Genomic DNA, 18,340 nt, shown 5'->3' with positions numbered 1-18,340 from the left:
AACCGCACAGGGAGATAACAATGGCTTACCGCCTGACCAGCCTGGTTTTGGCCAGCGTCATTCTGGCTGGATGCGCCAGCTCAAAGCTGGAGAGCGAGGCGCCTGCGCAGCGCAGCGATCCGCTCGAAGGCTTTAACCGCACGATGTTCAACTTTAACTACAACGTGCTGGATCCATACGTGCTGCGTCCTGTCGCGGTGGCGTGGCGCGACTACGTGCCGGTGCCGGCGCGTACTGGCTTAAGCAATTTCCTCGGCAACCTGGAGGAGCCGGCCAGCATGGTGAACTCTATTCTGGTTGGCGAGCCGCGCCAGGCCGGGATTCACTTTACCCGTTTCTTCCTGAACTCGATTCTGGGCCTGGGCGGTTTTATCGACGTGGCGGGCAAGGCGAACCCGGAGCTGGCGCGTGAAGTGCCGCACCGCTTCGGCAGCACTCTGGGCCACTACGGCGTCGGCTACGGCCCCTACGTGGAGCTGCCCGCCTACGGCAGTTTCACCATCCGCGAAGATGGCGGCGACTACGTCGATACGCTCTATCCGGTGCTGGGCTGGCTGACCTGGCCGATGTCCATTGCGAAGTGGACGCTGGAAGGGGTAGAGACGCGCGCGCAGCTGCTTGACTCCGATGCGCTGCTGAAGCAGCAGTCTGACCCTTACGCCTTTATTCGCAACGCCTATTTCCAGCGTCATGATTTCCTGGCGAACGGCGGCCGTCTCAAGCCGGAAGAGAACCCGAACGCCAGCGCGATTCAGGACGATCTTAAAGATATCGACGCGGAGTAACGGCGGTAAAAACAGCAATGGCGACCCTGGGGTCGCCATTTTTTTAATGCGTGCATCGAACGCGAAACGCGAGTGGCCCGGGCCGATCGCAAAGACGCAAAAACGGCATCCCTGCCTGCTCGGCCCGCGCCGTCCATGGCGCGGGACGCTTTGCTCCTCTGCCCGGGCCACTCGCGTCGGCGCCTTTCCCCAATAAAAATGGCGACCCAAAGGTCGCCATTTATCCAGCTATATCATCAGAACTTGTAGTTAAAGTTCGCGCCATACAGCCAGGCTTTACCCACGGAGTTAAAGGTATAAGGCCCTTCTTCAACCGTAACGTGCTGGCCGTGCATATAAGAGACGCCCACATCGACAGAGGCGTCGTCGTTAAAGGCGTAGGAGGCGCCAGCGCTCAGCCAGAGACGATCCTGATCGGGGATAGAGATCGAGCGCTTATCCGCCGGAACCGGGCTGTCATCAAAGGCGATACCGGTACGGAAAGTCCAGTTCTGGTCGTAATAGTAGGTGGTGCCCAGCGCGATACGGTAGGCATCCTTGAAGCTCTCATCTTTATAGAACAGCGTCTGACCGCTGGAGCCGGTGGCTTTCAGCTCCTGGAACTGGCTCCAGCTGGTGTAGGCCAGGCTGTAGTGTACCGCCCACTGCGGCGCCACTTTATGCCAGCCAGACACTTCCCACATCTCCGGCAGGTTCAGCGTCAGCGCGCCCGGAATAGTCGAGCCGCCGGTGGCATAGGGGAGGCCTAAATTGGCTGCCTGATTGATGCGGTTGATCGCCGTCGGCAGGCTGCTCTTATAGTCGCCGTCGAAATCAACCTTCACCTCCGAGCGATAGCTCAGGCCAAAGCGGTTGTTTTTATCCACCTCATACAAAATACCGGCGTTCCAGCCGTAGCCCCACTCATCACCCTTCAGGTGGGCCACCTGCGTATCGGCAGGAATGCCCAGCGCAGCGCCTGCTTCGCCCGCGTAGCGCTCAATCTTGGCGCGCGCGTAAACCGCGTCGAAGCCGACGCCGAAGCTGAAGTGCTCGTTAAGACGATAGGTGGTGCTGAGGTTAAGGTTGCCGGTCATCAGATCGGTCTTGCCGCCGAAGCCGCCTGCGGTATAGCCGTCGTTGAACTCCGTCGCCAGACCATAGTTTGAGGTAGCGGACGCGCCGATCCACCATTGATCGTTAATCGGCTGCACATAGTGAATATTGGGCACCCACTGCGTCGGTGCGATATTGCTGGCGTCGAGGCTGCGGCCGGTCGGGCTGTTGCCGGTAATATCGACATCGGGATCGATAAATACCGCGCCGACGGAAAACATCGGACGATCCATCAGCGCCATGGTCGCCGGGTTGCGGCTGGCTGAGGCGGCGGTATCGCCCATTGCGCCCTCGCCGGAATAGGCGCGGCCCAGACCAGCAGAGGAGAATTCGTTAAGCTGAAAGCCCGCTGCGTATACGTGTGAAGAGACAAGCGCCACTGCAGCCGCCACGGCTGACTTTGCGAACAGGTTTTTATGGCTCATGACCACAACCTCATCTGAATTATTATTAAACTGTAATTGTTACATCGCGTAACAAGGGTCGGCGGATTGTAGGGACTGACCAGAAGCTGACAAATCAGACCAGTGCGGCAAGTATAGGTCTGACCTGTGTCGATGTTGCAATATTGTTTTTAAAATATTTCTGAATTGATCTTCAAAATTTCGATCCGCTTAACAAAACCGGCGGAGCAGAGCGTAGCATACCGGCTCTAATTTGTTTTGGATCAAATTTTATTGTGATATTCGTCACTTAGCGCCTCTGACATAGCGCATTTTAAAGCGGAGGCGTAGAATTTCGGGCGTTAATCCAGATCGCTAACAGATTTATTCCCAGGAGAACGCAATGACCAATACCATGAATAAATGCAGCGCCAGTGAAACCGCTGCCTGCTGTTGCGTGGATGTCGGCACCGTGATGGATAACAGTGACTGCACCGCCAGCTGGTCAGAGTGGTTTGCGCAGCGCAGCGAGGCGGAAGCTAAACTGGCGAGCCTGACGGAAAAAGCGCGGCAGATTGAGTCGGACCCCTGCCAGATCGATGCCCGCTTCGACGCGCGCGACAACGGCGTGCAGCTGGATATCGATTTCACCTTCGCCTGCCAGGCTGAAACCCTGATTTTTCAGCTGGGCCTGCGCTAACTCTCTGAACGCCGTTGCTCAACGGCGTTTTCTATTTTCGTGTTTTCCCTCGCACTTTTTTTCTTTCCTGATTGGCGGCGCGCCCGCTTGTCGTTAACACTGTGGATCAGGTCAGACCTCTCAGGGCAATGACGCCCGGTCAACATTCACAGGTGAAACAGATGAGCAAAGCGCAGCCGTTGCTGACGCGTGCGGGCGATCGCATCGCCATTACTCACGGACTTCGCACGCCGTTCCTGCGTCAGGCGACAGGCTTTCATGGCATCCCCGCCGTGGAGCTTGGCCGGATGGTCGTAAGCGAACTGATGGCGCGCAGCGAACTGCCGATCGAGGCGATAGAGCAGCTGGTGTTTGGACAGGTGATCCAGATGCCGGAAGCGCCCAATATCGCGCGAGAAGTAGTGCTCAGCAGCGGGCTGGGCGTGCATACCGACGCCTACAGCGTCAGCCGCGCCTGCGCCACCAGCTTCCAGGCGGTCGCCAGCGTCGCGGAAAGCCTGATGGCGGGCACCATCAAAGCGGGCATCGCGGGCGGCGCGGACTCCTCGTCGGTGCTGCCCATCGGCGTCAGCAAAACCCTGGCGCGCGCGCTGCTCGATCTCAGCAAGGCGCGCAGCCTGGGGCAGAAGATGCAGATAGTGCGTCGCCTGCGGCCGCGCGATCTGCTGCCGGTGCCGCCTGCGGTCGCCGAGTACTCTACCGGCCTGCGTATGGGCGATACCGCCGAACAGATGGCGAAAACGCATCACATCACGCGCGCGGCGCAGGATGCGCTGGCGCTGCGATCGCACCAGCGCGCCGCCAGCGCCTGGCAGTCGGGCGTACTGCGACAGGAGGTGATGCCCGCCTTCGCGCCGCCGTGGAAAGCGCCCATCGAGCAGGATAACAACGTGCGCATGGCGGCGAAAATCGAAGACTATGCGCGGCTGCGGCCGGCGTTCGACCGCCAGCACGGCAGCGTCACGGCGGCCAACAGCACGCCGCTTACCGACGGTGCGGCGGCGGTGGTGCTGATGAGCGAAGGACGCGCGCGCGAACTGGGCGTTGCGCCGCTGGGCTATCTGCGCAGCTACGCCTTTACCGCCATCGACGTGCAGCAGGACATGCTGCTCGGCCCGGCTTACGCTTCCCCGCTGGCGCTGGAGCGCGCCGGCGTTGGGCTGGCCGATCTGACGCTAATTGATATGCACGAGGCGTTCGCCGCCCAGACGCTCTGCAACCTGCAGTGCTTTAACGACGAACGCTTTGCGCGCGAAAAACTCAACCGTTCTCACGCGCTGGGCGAGGTCGATGAGGCGCGTTTCAACGTGCTCGGCGGCTCAATCGCCTACGGCCATCCTTTCGCCGCCACCGGCGCGCGTATGATTACCCAGACACTGCATGAGCTGCGGCGTCGCGGCGGCGGGCTGGCGCTGGTCACCGCCTGCGCGGCGGGCGGCTTAGGCGCGGCGATGGTTCTGGAGGCGGAATAATGGAACAGAGCGCTTTCTCTTTACAGATGCGACCGGATCACGTTGGCGTCATCGTAATCGACGTGCCGGGTGAAAAGATGAATACGCTGCGCGCCGCCTTTGCGCAGCAGCTGGCGGCGGTGATTGACGAGGCGCGGCGCGATACGCAGCTGGCTGGCCTGGTGCTGATCTCCGGCAAGCCTGACAATTTTATCGCCGGCGCCGATATCGGCATGATCGCCGACTGCGGCAGCGCGCAGGAGGCGGAGTCGCTGGCGCGGCAAGGCCAGCAGGCGATGGCGGCGATCGCGGCGCTGCCCTTTCCGGTGGTGGCGGCGATCCAAGGCGCCTGCCTGGGCGGCGGGCTGGAGCTGGCGCTCGCCTGCGACGCGCGCATCTGCTCGCTAGATGACAAAACCCGGCTTGGCCTGCCCGAGGTGCAGCTGGGGCTGCTGCCGGGATCGGGCGGCACCCAGCGTCTGCCGCGCCTTATCGGGCTGCGCCAGGCGCTGCCGCTGATACTTACCGGCAAAACCCTGCGGGCGAAGCAGGCGCGCAGGCTGGGGCTGGTGGATGACGCGGTGCCGCAGGCGATCCTGCTGGAAACCGCGGCGGCGCGCGCGCTGAAGGGCAAGCATGCCGCACGGACGCTGCCGCTGCGCGATCGCGTAATAGAGGCGCCGCTGGCGCGCCATGCCTTTTTCGCCCTGGCGCAGCGGGAAACCGCGCGTAAAACCCACGGCAACTATCCGGCGGCGCAGCGCATTATCGACGCGGTGCGCACCGGCATTGAACAGGGTAACGAGGCGGGGTATCTGGCGGAGGCGCGCGCCTTCGGCGAGCTGGCGATGACGCCGCAATCCGCCGCGCTGCGCAGCCTGTTTTTCGCCAGCACGGCGATGAAAAAAGAGCGCGGTGCCGAGGCTGAGCCGCGCGCGCTGCATCAGGTCGGCGTGCTGGGCGGCGGGCTGATGGGCGGGGGGATCGCCAGCGTAACGGCGATTAACGCCGGGCTGCCGGTGCGCATCAAGGATATCCACCTGCAGGGAGTCAACCATGCGCTGAAAGCGAGCTGGGAAGGGCTGAGCAAAAAGGTCAGACGACGCCATATCAGCGCGGCGCAGCGCCAGCAGCAGATGGCGCGCATAACCGGCGGCACCGATTATCAGGGCTTCGCCGGGCGCGACCTGGTGATTGAGGCGGTGTTTGAAGAGCTGTCGCTGAAACAGCAGATGGTGCGCGAGGTTGAAGCCCACTGCGCGCCGCACACCATTTTCGCCTCGAATACCTCATCGCTACCGATCGCGGATATCGCCGCGCAGGCGCAGCGCCCGGAAAACGTTATTGGCCTGCACTACTTTAGTCCGGTGGAAAAGATGCCGCTGGTGGAGGTGATCCCGCACGCCGGCACCTCGCAGCAGACGCTGGCCACTACCGTGGCGCTGGCGAAAAAGCAGGGCAAAACGCCCATCGTTGTGGCGGACCGCGCCGGCTTCTATGTGAATCGCATTCTTACGCCCTATATAAATGAAGCGATGCGCTGCCTGCTGGAGGGCGAGCCGGTTGAGCATATCGATCGCGCGCTGGTGAGGGCGGGCTTTCCCGTTGGCCCGATACAGCTGCTGGACGAGGTGGGCATTGACGTCGGCAGCAAGATCGCGCCGGTGCTGCAGCAGGCCTGGGGCGAACGCTTCGCCGCGCCCGCCGCCTTTGACGCGGTACTGAAGGACGATCGCAAAGGGCGTAAAAACGGCAAAGGCTTCTATCTCTACGGCGGCGGTCGGCGCGGCGGCAAAAAGCCCGATCCCGCAATCTATCCGCTGCTCGGCGTGCAGCCGGCGGCCAGGCAAAGCGAAGCGCAGATCGCCGAGCGCTGCATCATGATGATGCTGAACGAGGCGGCGCGCTGCCTTGACGAAGGGGTGATCCGCAGCCCGCGCGACGGCGACATCGGGGCAGTATTCGGCATCGGCTTTCCCCCTTTTCTCGGCGGGCCGTTCCGTTATATGGATCGGCGCGGCGCGGCGGATATCGCGCAAACATTACGCGCATTAATGCGCCAGCATGGCGAGCGCTTTGCCCCATGCGAAGCGCTGCTGGCGGCGGAACAGCAGGAGAGGAAATTTTACATTTCCTGACCGAATGGAATATCCGCACCGATTCAGCGGGTTAGAAATGCGCCGCCAGGGCAGGCGGCGCGGCACGATTCTGAGAAGCGCTTATTTAATAAACAACCGGTTGACTATACTCAAGTCATTGGGGTACAACACAGCGTTCATTCGCAGAGTGAAGAGTCAGGCGCCTCCGCGCCGGGCGATATCGACAAACAACAGCGGTGCTTTATGCAAGTTTTTATCATGCGTCACGGCGATGCTGCTCTTGAAGCCGCCAGTGATTCGGTCCGACCTCTCACCCATTGCGGCTGTGATGAATCACGCCAGATGGCGAGCTGGCTCAACAGCCAGACGGTGGATGTAGAACGTGTGCTGGTCAGTCCCTATCTTCGTGCCCAGCAGACGCTGGCGACGGTACGCGAAGCGTTAAAACTGCCGGAAGGGCAGGAGGTTTTACCCGAGCTGACGCCAGGCGGCGATCCCGGCCTTGTGGCCTGCTACCTGCAGGCGCTGGGAAATCAGGGGGTAAAATCGGCCATTGTGATTTCACATCTGCCGCTGGTGGGCTATCTGGTTTCAGAGCTCTGCCCGCAGGAAGCGCCACCGATGTTCGCCACCTCCGCCATCGCCTGCATCGATTTCGATCCCGTCAGCTGCGAAGGCAAGCTGCTGTGGCAGGTCAGCCCCTCTAAACTGGCGAAAGCCATATAACGCCCGCGGGCCGCGCAGACGGCCCACCCCTCTTAAGGCAGCTCGGGCGGTTGCCACTCCTCTACCTCAATCAATACCAGCAGCGCCGCGTCGCCGCCGAACATTTTTGGCGCCTGATGAAACGCCATTACGTAAGGATGCTGCGCCAGCCAGAGCGGCGTCTGCTGCTTGAGAATATGCTTGCCGTGGCCGGTCATCACGCTGGCGCAGAACAGGTGCTCGCGACGACAGGCGGCGATCAGCGCGCCCAGCTCCTGTTTAGCCTGCTGCTGCGTCAAGCCGTGCAGGTCGAGGAAAATCTCCGGCGTATAGTCGCCGCGGCGCAGCTTTTTCAGCTCGTAGTGGCTGACGTCGGCGCGCACGTAGCGCATAGCGCCTTCGGTCGCCAGCAGCGGCTGAAATTCGTCGGAAAAATAGTGGCTGTTGTCCACCTGTTCGGAAATCAACCGCTTCAGCGGCAGCTCGCGGCTTTTTACCACGGGCTTATGCACCACGGTATCCTGCTTTATTTTGCGCGTGCCGCTCATTAGCTGGCGAAACAACGCCTTGTCGTCGTCATTAAGAGATGTTTTTTTACTCATTTCAGGCGAATCTTGTCTGATAAGGCTGGAAAACAGCGAATGGCGTTACCTTACCGCCCGATCCGCTAATTGTCAGCTTTTTCACCTTGCTGCGCTGAATTCTCTCCGGCTTCATGGCACACTATCGGCCGATTTAGCAATTGGGCCTGCGGAGGGCTACGTGGACAAAATTTTCGTCGATGAGGCAGTCAACGAACTGCACACCATTCAGGATATGTTGCGCTGGGCGGTCAGCCGTTTTTCCGCCGCCGGGATCTGGTACGGTCACGGCACCGACAATCCGTGGGACGAAGCGGTACAACTGGTCCTGCCCACGCTCTGGCTGCCGCTGGATATTCCGGAAGATATGCGCAGCGCGCGCCTGACCGCCAGCGAGCGTCACCGCATCGTTGAGCGGGTGATCCGCCGCGTTAACGAGCGCATTCCGGTTGCCTACCTTACCAACAAAGCCTGGTTCTGCGGCCACGAATTCTACGTTGACGAACGCGTGCTGGTGCCGCGCTCGCCGATCGGCGAACTGATTGAAAACCGCTTCGCCGGCCTGGTCGCCGAGGCGCCGCGCCATATCCTCGATATGTGTACCGGCAGCGGCTGTATCGCTATCGCCTGCGCCTACGCCTTCCCGGAAGCGGAGGTGGACGCGGTGGATATCTCTTATGATGCGCTGGCGGTCGCCGAGCAGAATATCGAAGAGCACGGTTTAATCCATCAGGTGACGCCGATCCGCGCCGATCTGTTCCGCGAGCTGGCGCCGGTGAAATATGATCTGATCGTAACCAATCCGCCCTATGTGGACGCGGAAGATATGGACGATCTGCCGAACGAATATCGCCACGAGCCGGAGCTTGGCCTGGCGGCGGGCAGCGACGGCCTGAAGCTGGTGCGCCGCATCCTCGCCTGCGCGCCGAATTACCTGAGCGAAAACGGCGTCCTGATCTGCGAAGTCGGCAACAGCATGGTGCATATGATCGAGCAGTATCCCGACGTGCCCTTTACCTGGCTGGAGTTCGACAACGGCGGCGACGGCGTCTTTATGCTGACGCGCCAGCAGATCGTCGACGCACAACATCACTTCTCTATTTATAAAGACTGAGCGAACGCTTCGTAACAAGGAATCCCCATGGCCGGAAACAGCATCGGACAATTCTTTCGCGTAACCACTTTTGGCGAGTCGCACGGCCTCGCGCTGGGCTGTATCGTCGACGGCGTGCCGCCGGGCATCCCGCTGACCGAAGCGGATATCCAGCACGATCTCGACCGCCGCCGTCCCGGCACCTCGCGCTATACCACCCAGCGACGCGAGCCGGATCAGGTGAAAATTTTGTCTGGCGTTTTCGAAGGGGTCACTACCGGCACCTCGATCGGCCTGCTGATTGAAAATACCGACCAGCGTTCGCAGGACTACGGCGCGATTAAAGATCTCTTCCGTCCCGGCCACGCCGACTACACCTATGAGCAGAAGTACGGCCTGCGCGACTATCGCGGCGGCGGCCGCTCGTCGGCGCGGGAAACCGCCATGCGCGTTGCGGCGGGCGCGATTGCCAAAAAATATCTGCAGATGAAGCATGGCGTCGTGGTGCGCGGCTATCTGGCGCAGATCGGCGACGTGGCGTGCGAGCTGAAAGACTGGAGCATCGTTGAAGAGAACCCGTTTTTTTGCCCGGATGCCAGCAAGCTGGAGGCGCTGGATGAACTGATGCGCGCCCTGAAAAAAGAGGGCGACTCTATCGGCGCCAAAGTTACGGTGATGGCGGAAAATGTCCCGCCGGGCCTTGGTGAGCCGGTGTTTGATCGCCTCGACGCCGACCTGGCGCACGCGCTGATGAGCATCAACGCGGTAAAAGGGGTAGAGATTGGCGACGGCTTTGCGGTGGTGAACCAGCGCGGCAGCCAGCATCGCGACGAGATCCGCGCCAGCGGGTTCCAGAGCAACCATGCTGGCGGCATCCTCGGCGGCATCAGCAGCGGCCAGACCATCAGCGCCAACCTGGCGATGAAGCCGACCTCCAGCATTACCGTCCCGGGGCAGACCATCACCCGCAGCGGCGAAGAGGTGGAGATGATCACCAAAGGACGACACGATCCCTGCGTGGGCATTCGCGCCGTGCCGATCGCCGAAGCGATGATGGCGATCGTGCTGATGGATCATCTGCTGCGCCAGCGCGCGCAGAACGCAGATGTTAACAGCACCGTGCCGCGCTGGTGACGCCATGAAATCTCTGCTTATTCTTGCCTCGGCGCTGCTGTTCAGCGCCTCCGCCCTGGCCGCGACGCCGTGGCAGCGCATTCAGCAGCCGATCCCGGGCAGCGCGCAGTCTATCGGCTCCTTCGCTAACGGCTGCATCGTCGGCGCGCAGGCGCTGCCGCTTAACGCGCCGGAATATCAGGTGATGCGCCAGGATCAGCGGCGCTACTTCGGCCATCCCGATCTGATCCAGTTTATTCAGCGTCTCAGCACGCAGGTGCATAACCTGCAGCTGGGCAACGTGCTGATTGGTGATATGGGCATGGCGGCGGGCGGGCGCTTCAGCAGCGGCCACGCCAGCCATCAGACCGGCCTCGACGTCGATATCTGGCTGCAGCTGCCGAAAACCCGCTGGAGCGCACAGCAGCTGCTGAAGCCGCAGCCGCTCGATCTGGTGACCGCAGATGACAAGAGCGTGGTGGCGCGCCACTGGCGACCGGAGATCGACAGCCTGATCAAACTGGCGGCGAAAGATAACGATGTCACGCGCATCTTCGTCAATCCGGCGATTAAAAAGCAGCTTTGCGCCGACGCTGGCGCCGACCGCGACTGGCTGCGCAAGGTGCGCCCATGGTTCGCACATCGCGCGCATATGCATGTGCGGCTGCGCTGTCCCGCCAACAGCATCGGCTGTGAAGATCAGCCTGCGCCGCCGCCGGGCGACGGGTGCGGCGCCGAGCTGGAGAGCTGGTTCCTGCCGAAGAAACCGGGCAGCGGAGCGCCGGTGAAGCGCGAGCCGCCGCCGCTGCCGCAGGCGTGCCAGGCGCTGCTGGATAAACATCTTTTATAAGGGAGCTCCATGGAGTGGTTTGTCGTCAGCCCGATAGAGGTCGGGGTGCTGTTTCTGGTCGCGATGCTGGCGGCTTTTATCGACTCCATCGCCGGCGGCGGCGGGCTGCTCACCGTGCCCGCGCTGCTGGCGGCCGGTTTCTCCCCTGCGCAGGCGCTGGCCACCAATAAGCTGCAGTCGGTGGGCGGCTCTTTCTCCGCCAGCCTCTACTTTATCCGCCGCGGCGCGGTGAATTTGCGCGAGCAGCGGCTCAATATCGCCATGACGTTTGTTGGCGCAGTGCTGGGGACTATCCTGATCCAGCATATGAACGCCGATGCGCTGCGACAGGTGCTGCCGCTGCTGCTGATCGCCATCGGCCTGTGGTTTCTGCTGATGCCGCGACCTGGCGAAGAGGATCGTGCGCGCCGCCTTTACGGTTTGCCCTATGCGCTGGTGGGCGGCGGCTGCGTCGGCTTTTACGACGGCTTCTTCGGCCCTGGCGCCGGCTCGTTCTACGCGCTCGCCTTTGTCACGCTTTGCGGCTTCAACCTCGCCAAAGCCACCGCGCATGCCAAAATTCTGAATTTCACCTCCAATTTCGCCAGCCTGCTGTTCTTTATGTTCGGCGGCAAGGTGATCTGGGGAACCGGCTTTATTATGCTGCTGGGCGCCTTCTGCGGCGCGCGGCTCGGGGCGCGGCTGGTGCTGAGCCGTGGGCAGAAACTGATCCGCCCGATGGTGGTTATCGTTTCTGCGGTAATGAGCGCGAAGCTGCTGTGGGACGCTCACGGCAGCGCGCTGCTGGCGTGGATCGCCGCGCTGTAATACATTCATTCTCGGCGCCGCGATAATGACGCCGTTTTTACGATGACACCATGAACACGACGCACCATTACGAACAACTGATTACGATTTTCGATAGCTGCTTTCGCGACGAGTTTCAGACCCGTCTAATTAAAGGCGACGACGAACCCATCTACCTTCCGGCAGATGAGAGTTCGCCGTGGAACCGCGTGGTGTTCGCCCACGGCTTTTACGCCAGCGCGCTGCACGAGATCTCTCACTGGTGCATCGCCGGCGAGGCGCGGCGCAAGCTGGTGGATTTCGGCTACTGGTACTGTCCCGATGGACGCGACGCTCAGACGCAGAATCAGTTTGAGTCGGTGGAGATTAAGCCGCAGGCGCTGGAGTGGATGTTCTGCGTGGCGGCAGGCTTTCCGTTCAACGTCAGCTGTGACAATCTCGACGGAGAGTGTGAGCCGGATCGCGTCGCGTTTCAGCGTAAGGTCCATGCTCAGGTGATGTCTTATCTGGAGAACGGCATACCTGCGCGGCCCGCGCGTTTTATCGCCGCTCTGGCGGACTTTTATGGCACGCCTGCACTGACGTCAGCACATTTTCCCTGGCCAGACGATCTGTGATGAGTGCAGGCATTTTTAAAGAGGAATTGAGATGATCGCAGAATTTGAAGCGCGTATTCTGGCCCTGATCGACGATATGGTCGATCACGCCAGCGATGACGAGCTGTTCGCCAGCGGCTATCTGCGCGGTCACCTGACCCTCGCGGTTGCGGAAATCGAACAGTCGGGCGAGCACACGCCGGAAGCGTTGCAGATCCAGGTGGCCAACAGCCTGCAAAACGCCATCGCCGCCGGTGAGCTTTCGCCGCGCGACCAGGTGCTGGTGGTCGGCATGTGGGACAACCTGTTCCTGCAGGCGCGTCAGACCGCCTGATCCATCGGGGCGGCGTCTGCCGCCCCGGTGCTATTTCCCCGCTTTTTTTCCTTTCAGCAGCTTTCTCACCCAGTAGCGATTCGGGCTGAGCGCGGCCAGCGTCGCGCTATCCAGCGGCTGCGGTTCGCCGCTCATCTGCGCCGCCAGCGCTTCGGCAGCGAGCGGGGCGCTGCAGAGTCCGCGCGAGCCGAGCGCCCCCAGCAGGAACAGACCCGCGTGATGCGGCGCCTCGGCGATAGCTTCGCCGCGTGCGCGTCGGGCGGGCAGATCCTGATAGCGCGCCAGCGTTGCGTCATAGTCAGGCACCGCGCCCGCTATCGGCAGATGGTCGCGCGTGGCGCAGCGCACGCCGACGCGCGCCTCGCCGGCGCTGACGTCCACTTTTTCCGCCCAGCCGCAGCCCGGCAGAGAGTGCAGCAGCCGCGCCCGGTTTTGCTGCTGGTCATCTTCGCGCCAGGCGGTCGAGGTATCGCCGCGATGGTAGCTGGCACCGATGCAGTGGGTGCCAAACTGCGGGCTGACCGGCGTCAGATAGCCGTCGTAGCAGAGCACGGTTTGCAGCGCATCGAGGCCGGGCGTGCTGGGCACGTGGCTCACCTGGCCGGAAACCGGGTAGGTCGGCAGCTGCGCGGTTTCCGGCAGGGCGCTGAGGGCGTGGCCGGTCGCCAGCGTCACGTTTTGATGCGTTGCGGTTTTGCCGTCGGCGAAGCGCAGCGTCCAGCCCGGCTCCGCCGGAGAGAGCTGCGTCAGACGATGCAGCCAGTGGATGCGCAGCCCCTGGGTTTCGCCATGCGCCAGCAGGCCGGCGGTAAGCTCGGCGGGCGAGAGCCAGCCGCCGAGCGGATAGAAAATGCCGCCGACGTCGAGTTCGACCTGGGCCAGCGCCGCCGCTTCTTCCGGGCTGACGCCGCGCGCAATCTCTTTCGGCAGCGCCATCGTCAGCATCTGCGCGATTTTGTCGGCGCTTTTCTCATCCCAGCCGAGCTGCAGCACGCCGCTCCAGCTGTGCTCAAAGCTCACCGGCAGCGCGTCATAAAGCCGGCGGGCGAAGCTAAAGGCGGCGGGGAAGAAGCGCGCCAGCGCCGGGTCATGCTGATTCAGCAGCGGATAGAGCGCGCCCTGGCGATTGCCCGACGCGCCCAGCGCGGCCGCTTCGTCGGCGCAGTAGAGCGTGACGCGCCAGCCGCGGCGCAGCAGAGCGAGTGCCAGCACCGCGCTCGCCACGCCGCCGCCGACAATCGCCGTCTCTTTTTCCCGCGCGGCGGGGCGCGCAAACCAGGGCTGGGCGACGGGCAGATCCGGCGCCTGCGTCAGGACGCCGCACAGCATTTCGCGCTTGGGGCCAAACCCTTTGCGGCGGGTGACCTCAAAACCCGCCTCCTGCAGTCCGCGACGCACAAAACCGGCGGCGGTGAAGGTGGCGAAGGTCCCGCCGGGCCGGGCCAGCTTCGCCATGGCATTGAAGAGGCGCGGCGTCCACATATCGGGGTTCTTCGCCGGGGCGAAGCCATCGAGGAACCAGGCGTCAACCTGGCGATGCAGGCTGTCATCAAACGTCTCTATCAGGGTATTAATATCGCCGAGCCAGAGATCGAGCGTCACGCGGCCGCCGTCAAACAGCAGGCGCTGGCAGCCGGGCAGGGCGACCGGCCACTGCAGCTGCAGCTGCTCGGCCCAGGGCTGAAGCGCCGGCCAGCGCTGATGCGCCGCGACCAAATCCGCCTGCGTCAGGGGGAACTTTTCAACGCTGATAAAGTGCAGTCGCTGCAGCGCCGCGTCAGGATGTGCCAGCCGGAAGGCGTCGAACGCCTGCCATAGCGTGAGAAAATTAAGCCCGGTGCCGAACCCGCTCTCTGCGGCGATAAAGAGATCGCGCGGATGGTACGCAAAGCGGCCGGGCAGATCGTTGCCGCCGAGAAACACGTAGCGCGTCTCTTCCAGACCGTTGTCATTGGAAAAATAGACGTCGTCAAAGGCTCGGGAAACAGGTGTACCCTGTTCATTCCAGCTTAGCTGGGCATGTTCAACCGGGGATAATTTCACGGTAAAGGCTCATCTTTCAGGCAGTGGCGCGATTTTAGCGACCAGGGTCACATGACGCAAATTTACAAAAGGAAATGGCTGATCGGACTTGTTCGGCGTACAAGTGTAAGCTAGAGTGCGTGTCAATCCAAAAGAAGTGGAATGAGGACAACTGAATGAAACGTGCAGTGATTACTGGCCTGGGGATTGTTTCCAGCATTGGTAATAACCAGCAGGAAGTACTCGCATCTCTGCGTGAAGGCCGTTCCGGCATTACCTTCTCTCAAGAGATGAAGGATTCCGGTATGCGTAGCCACGTCTGGGGTAATGTCAAACTGGATACCACCGGCCTTATCGATCGCAAGATTGTGCGTTTTATGAGTGATGCGTCCATCTATGCTTACCTCTCCATGGAAGAAGCGATCAAAGATTCCGGTCTGACCGACGAGCAGTATCAGAGCAACCCGCGCGTGGGTCTGATTGCTGGCTCAGGCGGCGGTTCGCCGCGTTTCCAGGTATTCGGCGCTGACGCGATGCGCAGCCCGCGCGGCCTGAAAGCGGTCGGCCCCTATGTGGTCACCAAAGCGATGGCGTCCGGCGTCTCCGCCTGTCTCGCCACGCCGTTTAAGATCCACGGCGTAAACTACTCCATCAGCTCCGCCTGTGCGACCTCGGCGCACTGTATCGGTAACGCGGTTGAGCAGATCCAGCTGGGCAAGCAGGACATCGTTTTTGCCGGCGGCGGCGAAGAGCTGTGCTGGGAAATGGCGTGCGAGTTCGACGCCATGGGCGCACTCTCTACCAAATATAACGACGCGCCGGAAAAAGCGTCCCGTACCTATGACAGCGAGCGCGACGGCTTTGTTATCGCCGGCGGCGGCGGCATGGTTGTGGTGGAAGAGCTGGAGCACGCGCTGGCGCGCGGCGCGCATATCTATGCAGAGATCGTCGGCTACGGCGCGACCTCTGATGGCGCGGACATGGTTGCACCATCGGGCGAAGGCGCGGTGCGCTGCATGAAGATGGCGATGCAGGGCGTGGATACGCCAATCGACTACCTGAACAGCCACGGCACCTCCACGCCGGTTGGCGACGTGAAAGAGCTGGGTGCCATCCGTGAAGTGTTTGGCGACAACACCCCGGCCATCTCCGCCACTAAAGCGATGACCGGCCACTCGCTGGGTGCGGCGGGCGTGCAGGAAGCGATCTACACCCTGCTGATGCTGGAGCACGGCTTTATCGCGCCGAGCATCAACATCGAAACGCCAGACCCGGCGGCGGAAGGCATGAATATCGTCACTAAACCGACGGAGAAAGCGCTGACCACCGTTATGTCCAACAGCTTCGGCTTCGGCGGCACCAACGCGACGCTAACGATGCGTAAGTTTCAGGCGTAATCGCTAAAAATGTTTTATAAAGGGCCGGTCTGACCGGCCCTTTTTCTTTTGTGGCCCGGGTGCAGACGCGTTTGACATCAGGGAGCTATGTCCGTTATGACCACCACCGCAACAGAACCGCAGGCCGCCTCTACTTTGCCGCTCGCCTGCTCCTCGCTTGCCGTCTTTATTACCTACCTTACCGCCGGACTGGCGCTGCCGGTTATTCCGCTCTACGTCCATCAGGAACTGGGCATGAATAACGTGATGGTCGGCGTCGCGGTCGGCATTCAGTTTTTCGCCACGCTGCTGACGCGCGGCTTTGCCGGCCGCCGCGCCGATCGGCACGGCGCAAAGCGCACCACCCAGCAGGGGATGCTGGCGATTATGCTGGTGGGCATCGCCTACCTGGCCGCCGCGCTGCTGCCGGTTCCGGCGCTCATCAGGTTTGCGCTGCTGGCGCTGGGGCGTCTGCTGCTCGGCTTCGGCGAAAGCCTGCTGCTTACCGGGAACCTGACGTGGGGGCTGGGGCTGGTCGGGGCGAAACGCTCCGGGCTGGTGATGTCGTGGAACGGTATGGCGATCTACGGCGCGCTGGCGGCTGGCGCGCCGCTCGGGCTGCTGCTGCACCAGCACGGCGGCTTCGCGCTGCTGGGCGCGGTAGCGACAGCGCTGCCGCTGGTGGCGCTGTTGCTTAACAGCGCCATCCGGCCGGTGCCGGTGATGGGGGGCGAGCGACCTGCGCTGTGGCGCGTGATTCGCACTATTTTCCAGCCGGGCCTCGCGCTGGCGCTGCAGGGCGTCGGCTTTGCGGTGATCGGCGCCTTCACCTCGCTCTACTTCGCCGCGCAGCAGTGGGGCAACGCCGGCTTTACCCTGACGGCGTTTGGCGTCGCTTTTGTGTTGGTGCGGCTGGCGTTCGGCGGCACGCCGGATCGGCACGGCGGCATCCGCGTCGCGCTGATTTCACTGCTGGTAGAGGCGGCGGGGCTGCTGCTGCTGGCGTTCGCCGCGGAGGGCTGGATGGCGCTTATCGGCGCGGCCCTGACCGGCTGCGGCTGTTCGCTGATCTTTCCGGCGCTCGGCGTAGAGGTAGTGAAGCGCGTCTCGCCGCAGGTGCGCGGCACGGCGCTGGGTGGTTTCTCTGCGTTTCAGGATGTCGCCTACGGCGCCAGCGGGCCGCTCGCCGGACTGCTGGCGACCGCGCTCGGCTACGGCTCGGTCTACCTGGCCGGTGCCTGCTGCGCGCTGCTGGGTATCGTTGTGACCTGTCGCTTTGCCCGCCGCGCCTGAAGCGCGCGGCGACTTACTCAGATCACCAGCCACAGCAGCAGGAACAGCACAATCAGCACCGCGGCGACGCCCAGCAGCGGGCGCTGCGCCAGCGGCTGCGGCAGCGCGGCAATAAAGGGTGCCCAGATCGGCTGCGGGCGCAGCGCGCTATCGGCCAGCGGCTGCTCCTGATGCCGTTCGGCGCGGCGCGCGAAAAGCTGGTTGAGCAGATCCTGGGTCTGCGCAGGCGTCAGAATCGTCTGCGGCGTCGCCTGAAAGCGCTGCAGGCTGTAATCCTCCAGCTGCTGGCGCTCGTTGCTGTCGAGCGGCTGCTTCAGCGACGCTTCCAGCACCAGCAGTGTGGGGGCGGCGTGTTGACTCAGCGTCTGGCGCACCTGCAAATATTGCGTCAAAAGCGGAAAGAGGCGCGACGGGATGGGATCGCCGCTGGTGAGATTGGCCAGCTTCAGCGCCGAGGCCCAGATCTTGCCGGTGGACTCGCCGGTGGCGGCGGCCAGTCGGGCGATCTGCTGATTCAGCGTCTGATGCTCGGCGGGCAGCAGCGTGCGGTCGGTGGTGCGCGACTGCTGCGGCTGCGGGATCGCCATCTGGCCGTTCTGCAGCATGGTCAGCACCTGACGCAGCTGATCCTGTGACAGCGAGCTCAGCACCGTCTGGCCGAACTGTTGGCGAATAAAGTCGCTTACCGCCTGGCGGTTATTACCCTGCGGCAGCAGATCGGTAAGCTGGGTAAGCAGCTGGCGCGTGGCGCGTCCGTTTTCCGCCTGCGTCAGACGGCTATTCAGATACTGCTCTGCCGCCGGGAAATGACGCGACTGCAGCTCCGCCTCGCTTTTTACCCCGACTTCGCGCTGCACGCCCGCCCAGAGTTCAGGCGCTTTTAAGGTGCTGAATGACATAATGCGCACGATCAGGCGTTCCAGCGTGGTGCGCTGGGCCGGAGAGAGGGGCTGATCGCCCGGCGTCACGCCGGGACGGGACGCGCCGGTTGACGGCGGGACAGCAGAACGATCGCCCATCGGCGCACCGGGGCCGCTAAGAGGTTGCATGGCGAAATCCTTGAAAACAGAACAGCGTG

The 18,340-nt window shown here is 62.5% G+C and carries 17 protein-coding genes; 13 read left to right on the top strand and 4 right to left on the bottom strand.

Translation table 11 applies throughout. The annotated features are described in order from the left end of the window. Window positions 1–20 precede the first annotated feature (20 nt). Complete coding sequence (gene mlaA, locus MHZ97_RS09690) at window positions 21–785, top strand: phospholipid-binding lipoprotein MlaA (RefSeq protein ID WP_239314381.1); 765 nt, start codon at window positions 21–23, stop codon at window positions 783–785. 236 nt (window positions 786–1,021) lie between these two features. Here mlaA and fadL read toward each other — a convergent pair whose 3' ends face one another. Then, on the bottom strand, window positions 1,022–2,305 hold the full coding sequence (gene fadL, locus MHZ97_RS09685) for a long-chain fatty acid transporter FadL (protein WP_239314382.1): 1,284 nt from the start codon (window positions 2,303–2,305) through the stop codon (window positions 1,022–1,024). A 361-nt stretch (window positions 2,306–2,666) separates the two neighbouring features. On the opposite strand from fadL, the gene MHZ97_RS09680 reads away from it, so the two are divergent. The 4 genes from MHZ97_RS09680 to sixA all read left to right on the top strand — a co-directional run bounded on the left by MHZ97_RS09680 (window position 2,667) and on the right by sixA (window position 7,239). Then, on the top strand, window positions 2,667–2,963 hold the full coding sequence (locus MHZ97_RS09680; RefSeq protein WP_103794192.1) for a YfcZ/YiiS family protein: 297 nt from the start codon (window positions 2,667–2,669) through the stop codon (window positions 2,961–2,963). Between the two features lie 161 nt (window positions 2,964–3,124). Then, a complete protein-coding gene (fadI, locus tag MHZ97_RS09675; RefSeq protein WP_103794191.1) occupies window positions 3,125–4,435 on the top strand; it encodes an acetyl-CoA C-acyltransferase FadI in 1,311 nt (436 codons plus the stop codon). Further along, the gene (gene fadJ, locus MHZ97_RS09670) at window positions 4,435–6,552 is read left to right on the top strand and encodes a fatty acid oxidation complex subunit alpha FadJ (protein WP_239314383.1); all 2,118 of its coding nucleotides are present in this window, start codon (window positions 4,435–4,437) and stop codon (window positions 6,550–6,552) included. Before fadI ends, fadJ begins: the two co-directional genes overlap by 1 nt. A 204-nt stretch (window positions 6,553–6,756) precedes the next feature. Further along, the gene (gene sixA / locus MHZ97_RS09665; RefSeq protein ID WP_103794189.1) at window positions 6,757–7,239 is read left to right on the top strand and encodes a phosphohistidine phosphatase SixA; all 483 of its coding nucleotides are present in this window, start codon (window positions 6,757–6,759) and stop codon (window positions 7,237–7,239) included. Window positions 7,240–7,271: 32 nt separating this feature from the next. Here the strand turns inward: sixA and smrB are convergent, their stop codons facing one another. Beyond that, complete coding sequence (gene smrB, locus MHZ97_RS09660; protein WP_103794188.1) at window positions 7,272–7,820, bottom strand: endonuclease SmrB; 549 nt, start codon at window positions 7,818–7,820, stop codon at window positions 7,272–7,274. A 160-nt stretch (window positions 7,821–7,980) separates the two neighbouring features. Between smrB and prmB the strand changes: the two genes are divergently transcribed. Genes prmB through MHZ97_RS09630 form a run of 6 tightly spaced genes read left to right on the top strand, consistent with a single transcriptional unit; the run spans window position 7,981 to window position 12,571 of the window. After that, a complete protein-coding gene (gene prmB / locus MHZ97_RS09655; RefSeq protein ID WP_103794187.1) occupies window positions 7,981–8,913 on the top strand; it encodes a 50S ribosomal protein L3 N(5)-glutamine methyltransferase in 933 nt (310 codons plus the stop codon). Window positions 8,914–8,940: 27 nt separating this feature from the next. Further along, window positions 8,941–10,026 carry a chorismate synthase gene (gene aroC / locus MHZ97_RS09650; protein WP_103794186.1) on the top strand — a complete coding sequence of 362 codons (1,086 nt, stop codon included), beginning with the start codon at window positions 8,941–8,943 and terminating at the stop codon, window positions 10,024–10,026. 4 nt (window positions 10,027–10,030) lie between these two features. Beyond that, window positions 10,031–10,855 (top strand): penicillin-insensitive murein endopeptidase, encoded by an 825-nt coding sequence (mepA, locus tag MHZ97_RS09645; RefSeq protein ID WP_103794185.1) that lies wholly within the window; start codon window positions 10,031–10,033, stop codon window positions 10,853–10,855. A 9-nt stretch (window positions 10,856–10,864) separates the two neighbouring features. Next, window positions 10,865–11,662 (top strand): sulfite exporter TauE/SafE family protein, encoded by a 798-nt coding sequence (locus tag MHZ97_RS09640; RefSeq protein ID WP_239314384.1) that lies wholly within the window; start codon window positions 10,865–10,867, stop codon window positions 11,660–11,662. Between the two features lie 50 nt (window positions 11,663–11,712). Further along, window positions 11,713–12,258, top strand: a complete 546-nt coding sequence (locus MHZ97_RS09635) for an elongation factor P hydroxylase (RefSeq protein ID WP_103794183.1) — start codon at window positions 11,713–11,715, stop codon at window positions 12,256–12,258. Between the two features lie 31 nt (window positions 12,259–12,289). After that, window positions 12,290–12,571, top strand: a complete 282-nt coding sequence (locus MHZ97_RS09630) for a YfcL family protein (protein WP_033750596.1) — start codon at window positions 12,290–12,292, stop codon at window positions 12,569–12,571. A gap of 30 nt (window positions 12,572–12,601) precedes the next feature. On the opposite strand, the gene mnmC is transcribed toward MHZ97_RS09630, so the two are convergent. Next, a complete protein-coding gene (gene mnmC, locus MHZ97_RS09625; RefSeq protein WP_239314385.1) occupies window positions 12,602–14,614 on the bottom strand; it encodes a bifunctional tRNA (5-methylaminomethyl-2-thiouridine)(34)-methyltransferase MnmD/FAD-dependent 5-carboxymethylaminomethyl-2-thiouridine(34) oxidoreductase MnmC in 2,013 nt (670 codons plus the stop codon). A 155-nt stretch (window positions 14,615–14,769) separates the two neighbouring features. Here mnmC and fabB point away from each other — a divergent pair, with 155 nt between their 5' ends. Continuing rightward, entirely contained in the window at window positions 14,770–15,990 is a 1,221-nt protein-coding gene (gene fabB / locus MHZ97_RS09620; protein ID WP_103794181.1) for a beta-ketoacyl-ACP synthase I, read from the top strand. A gap of 87 nt (window positions 15,991–16,077) precedes the next feature. After that, a complete protein-coding gene (locus tag MHZ97_RS09615) occupies window positions 16,078–17,262 on the top strand; it encodes an MFS transporter (protein ID WP_375337767.1) in 1,185 nt (394 codons plus the stop codon). A gap of 17 nt (window positions 17,263–17,279) precedes the next feature. On the opposite strand, the gene flk is transcribed toward MHZ97_RS09615, so the two are convergent. Next, window positions 17,280–18,311, bottom strand: coding sequence for a flagella biosynthesis regulator Flk (gene flk, locus MHZ97_RS09610; RefSeq protein WP_239314387.1), 1,032 nt, complete (start codon window positions 18,309–18,311; stop codon window positions 17,280–17,282). Between the last annotated feature and the right edge of the window lie 29 nt (window positions 18,312–18,340).

The sequence above is a fragment of the Pantoea sp. ACRSC genome (assembly GCF_022346785.1).
GTDB lineage: Bacteria > Pseudomonadota > Gammaproteobacteria > Enterobacterales > Enterobacteriaceae > Pantoea > Pantoea alvi.
This window is presented reverse-complemented; position numbering and strand designations above follow the sequence as displayed.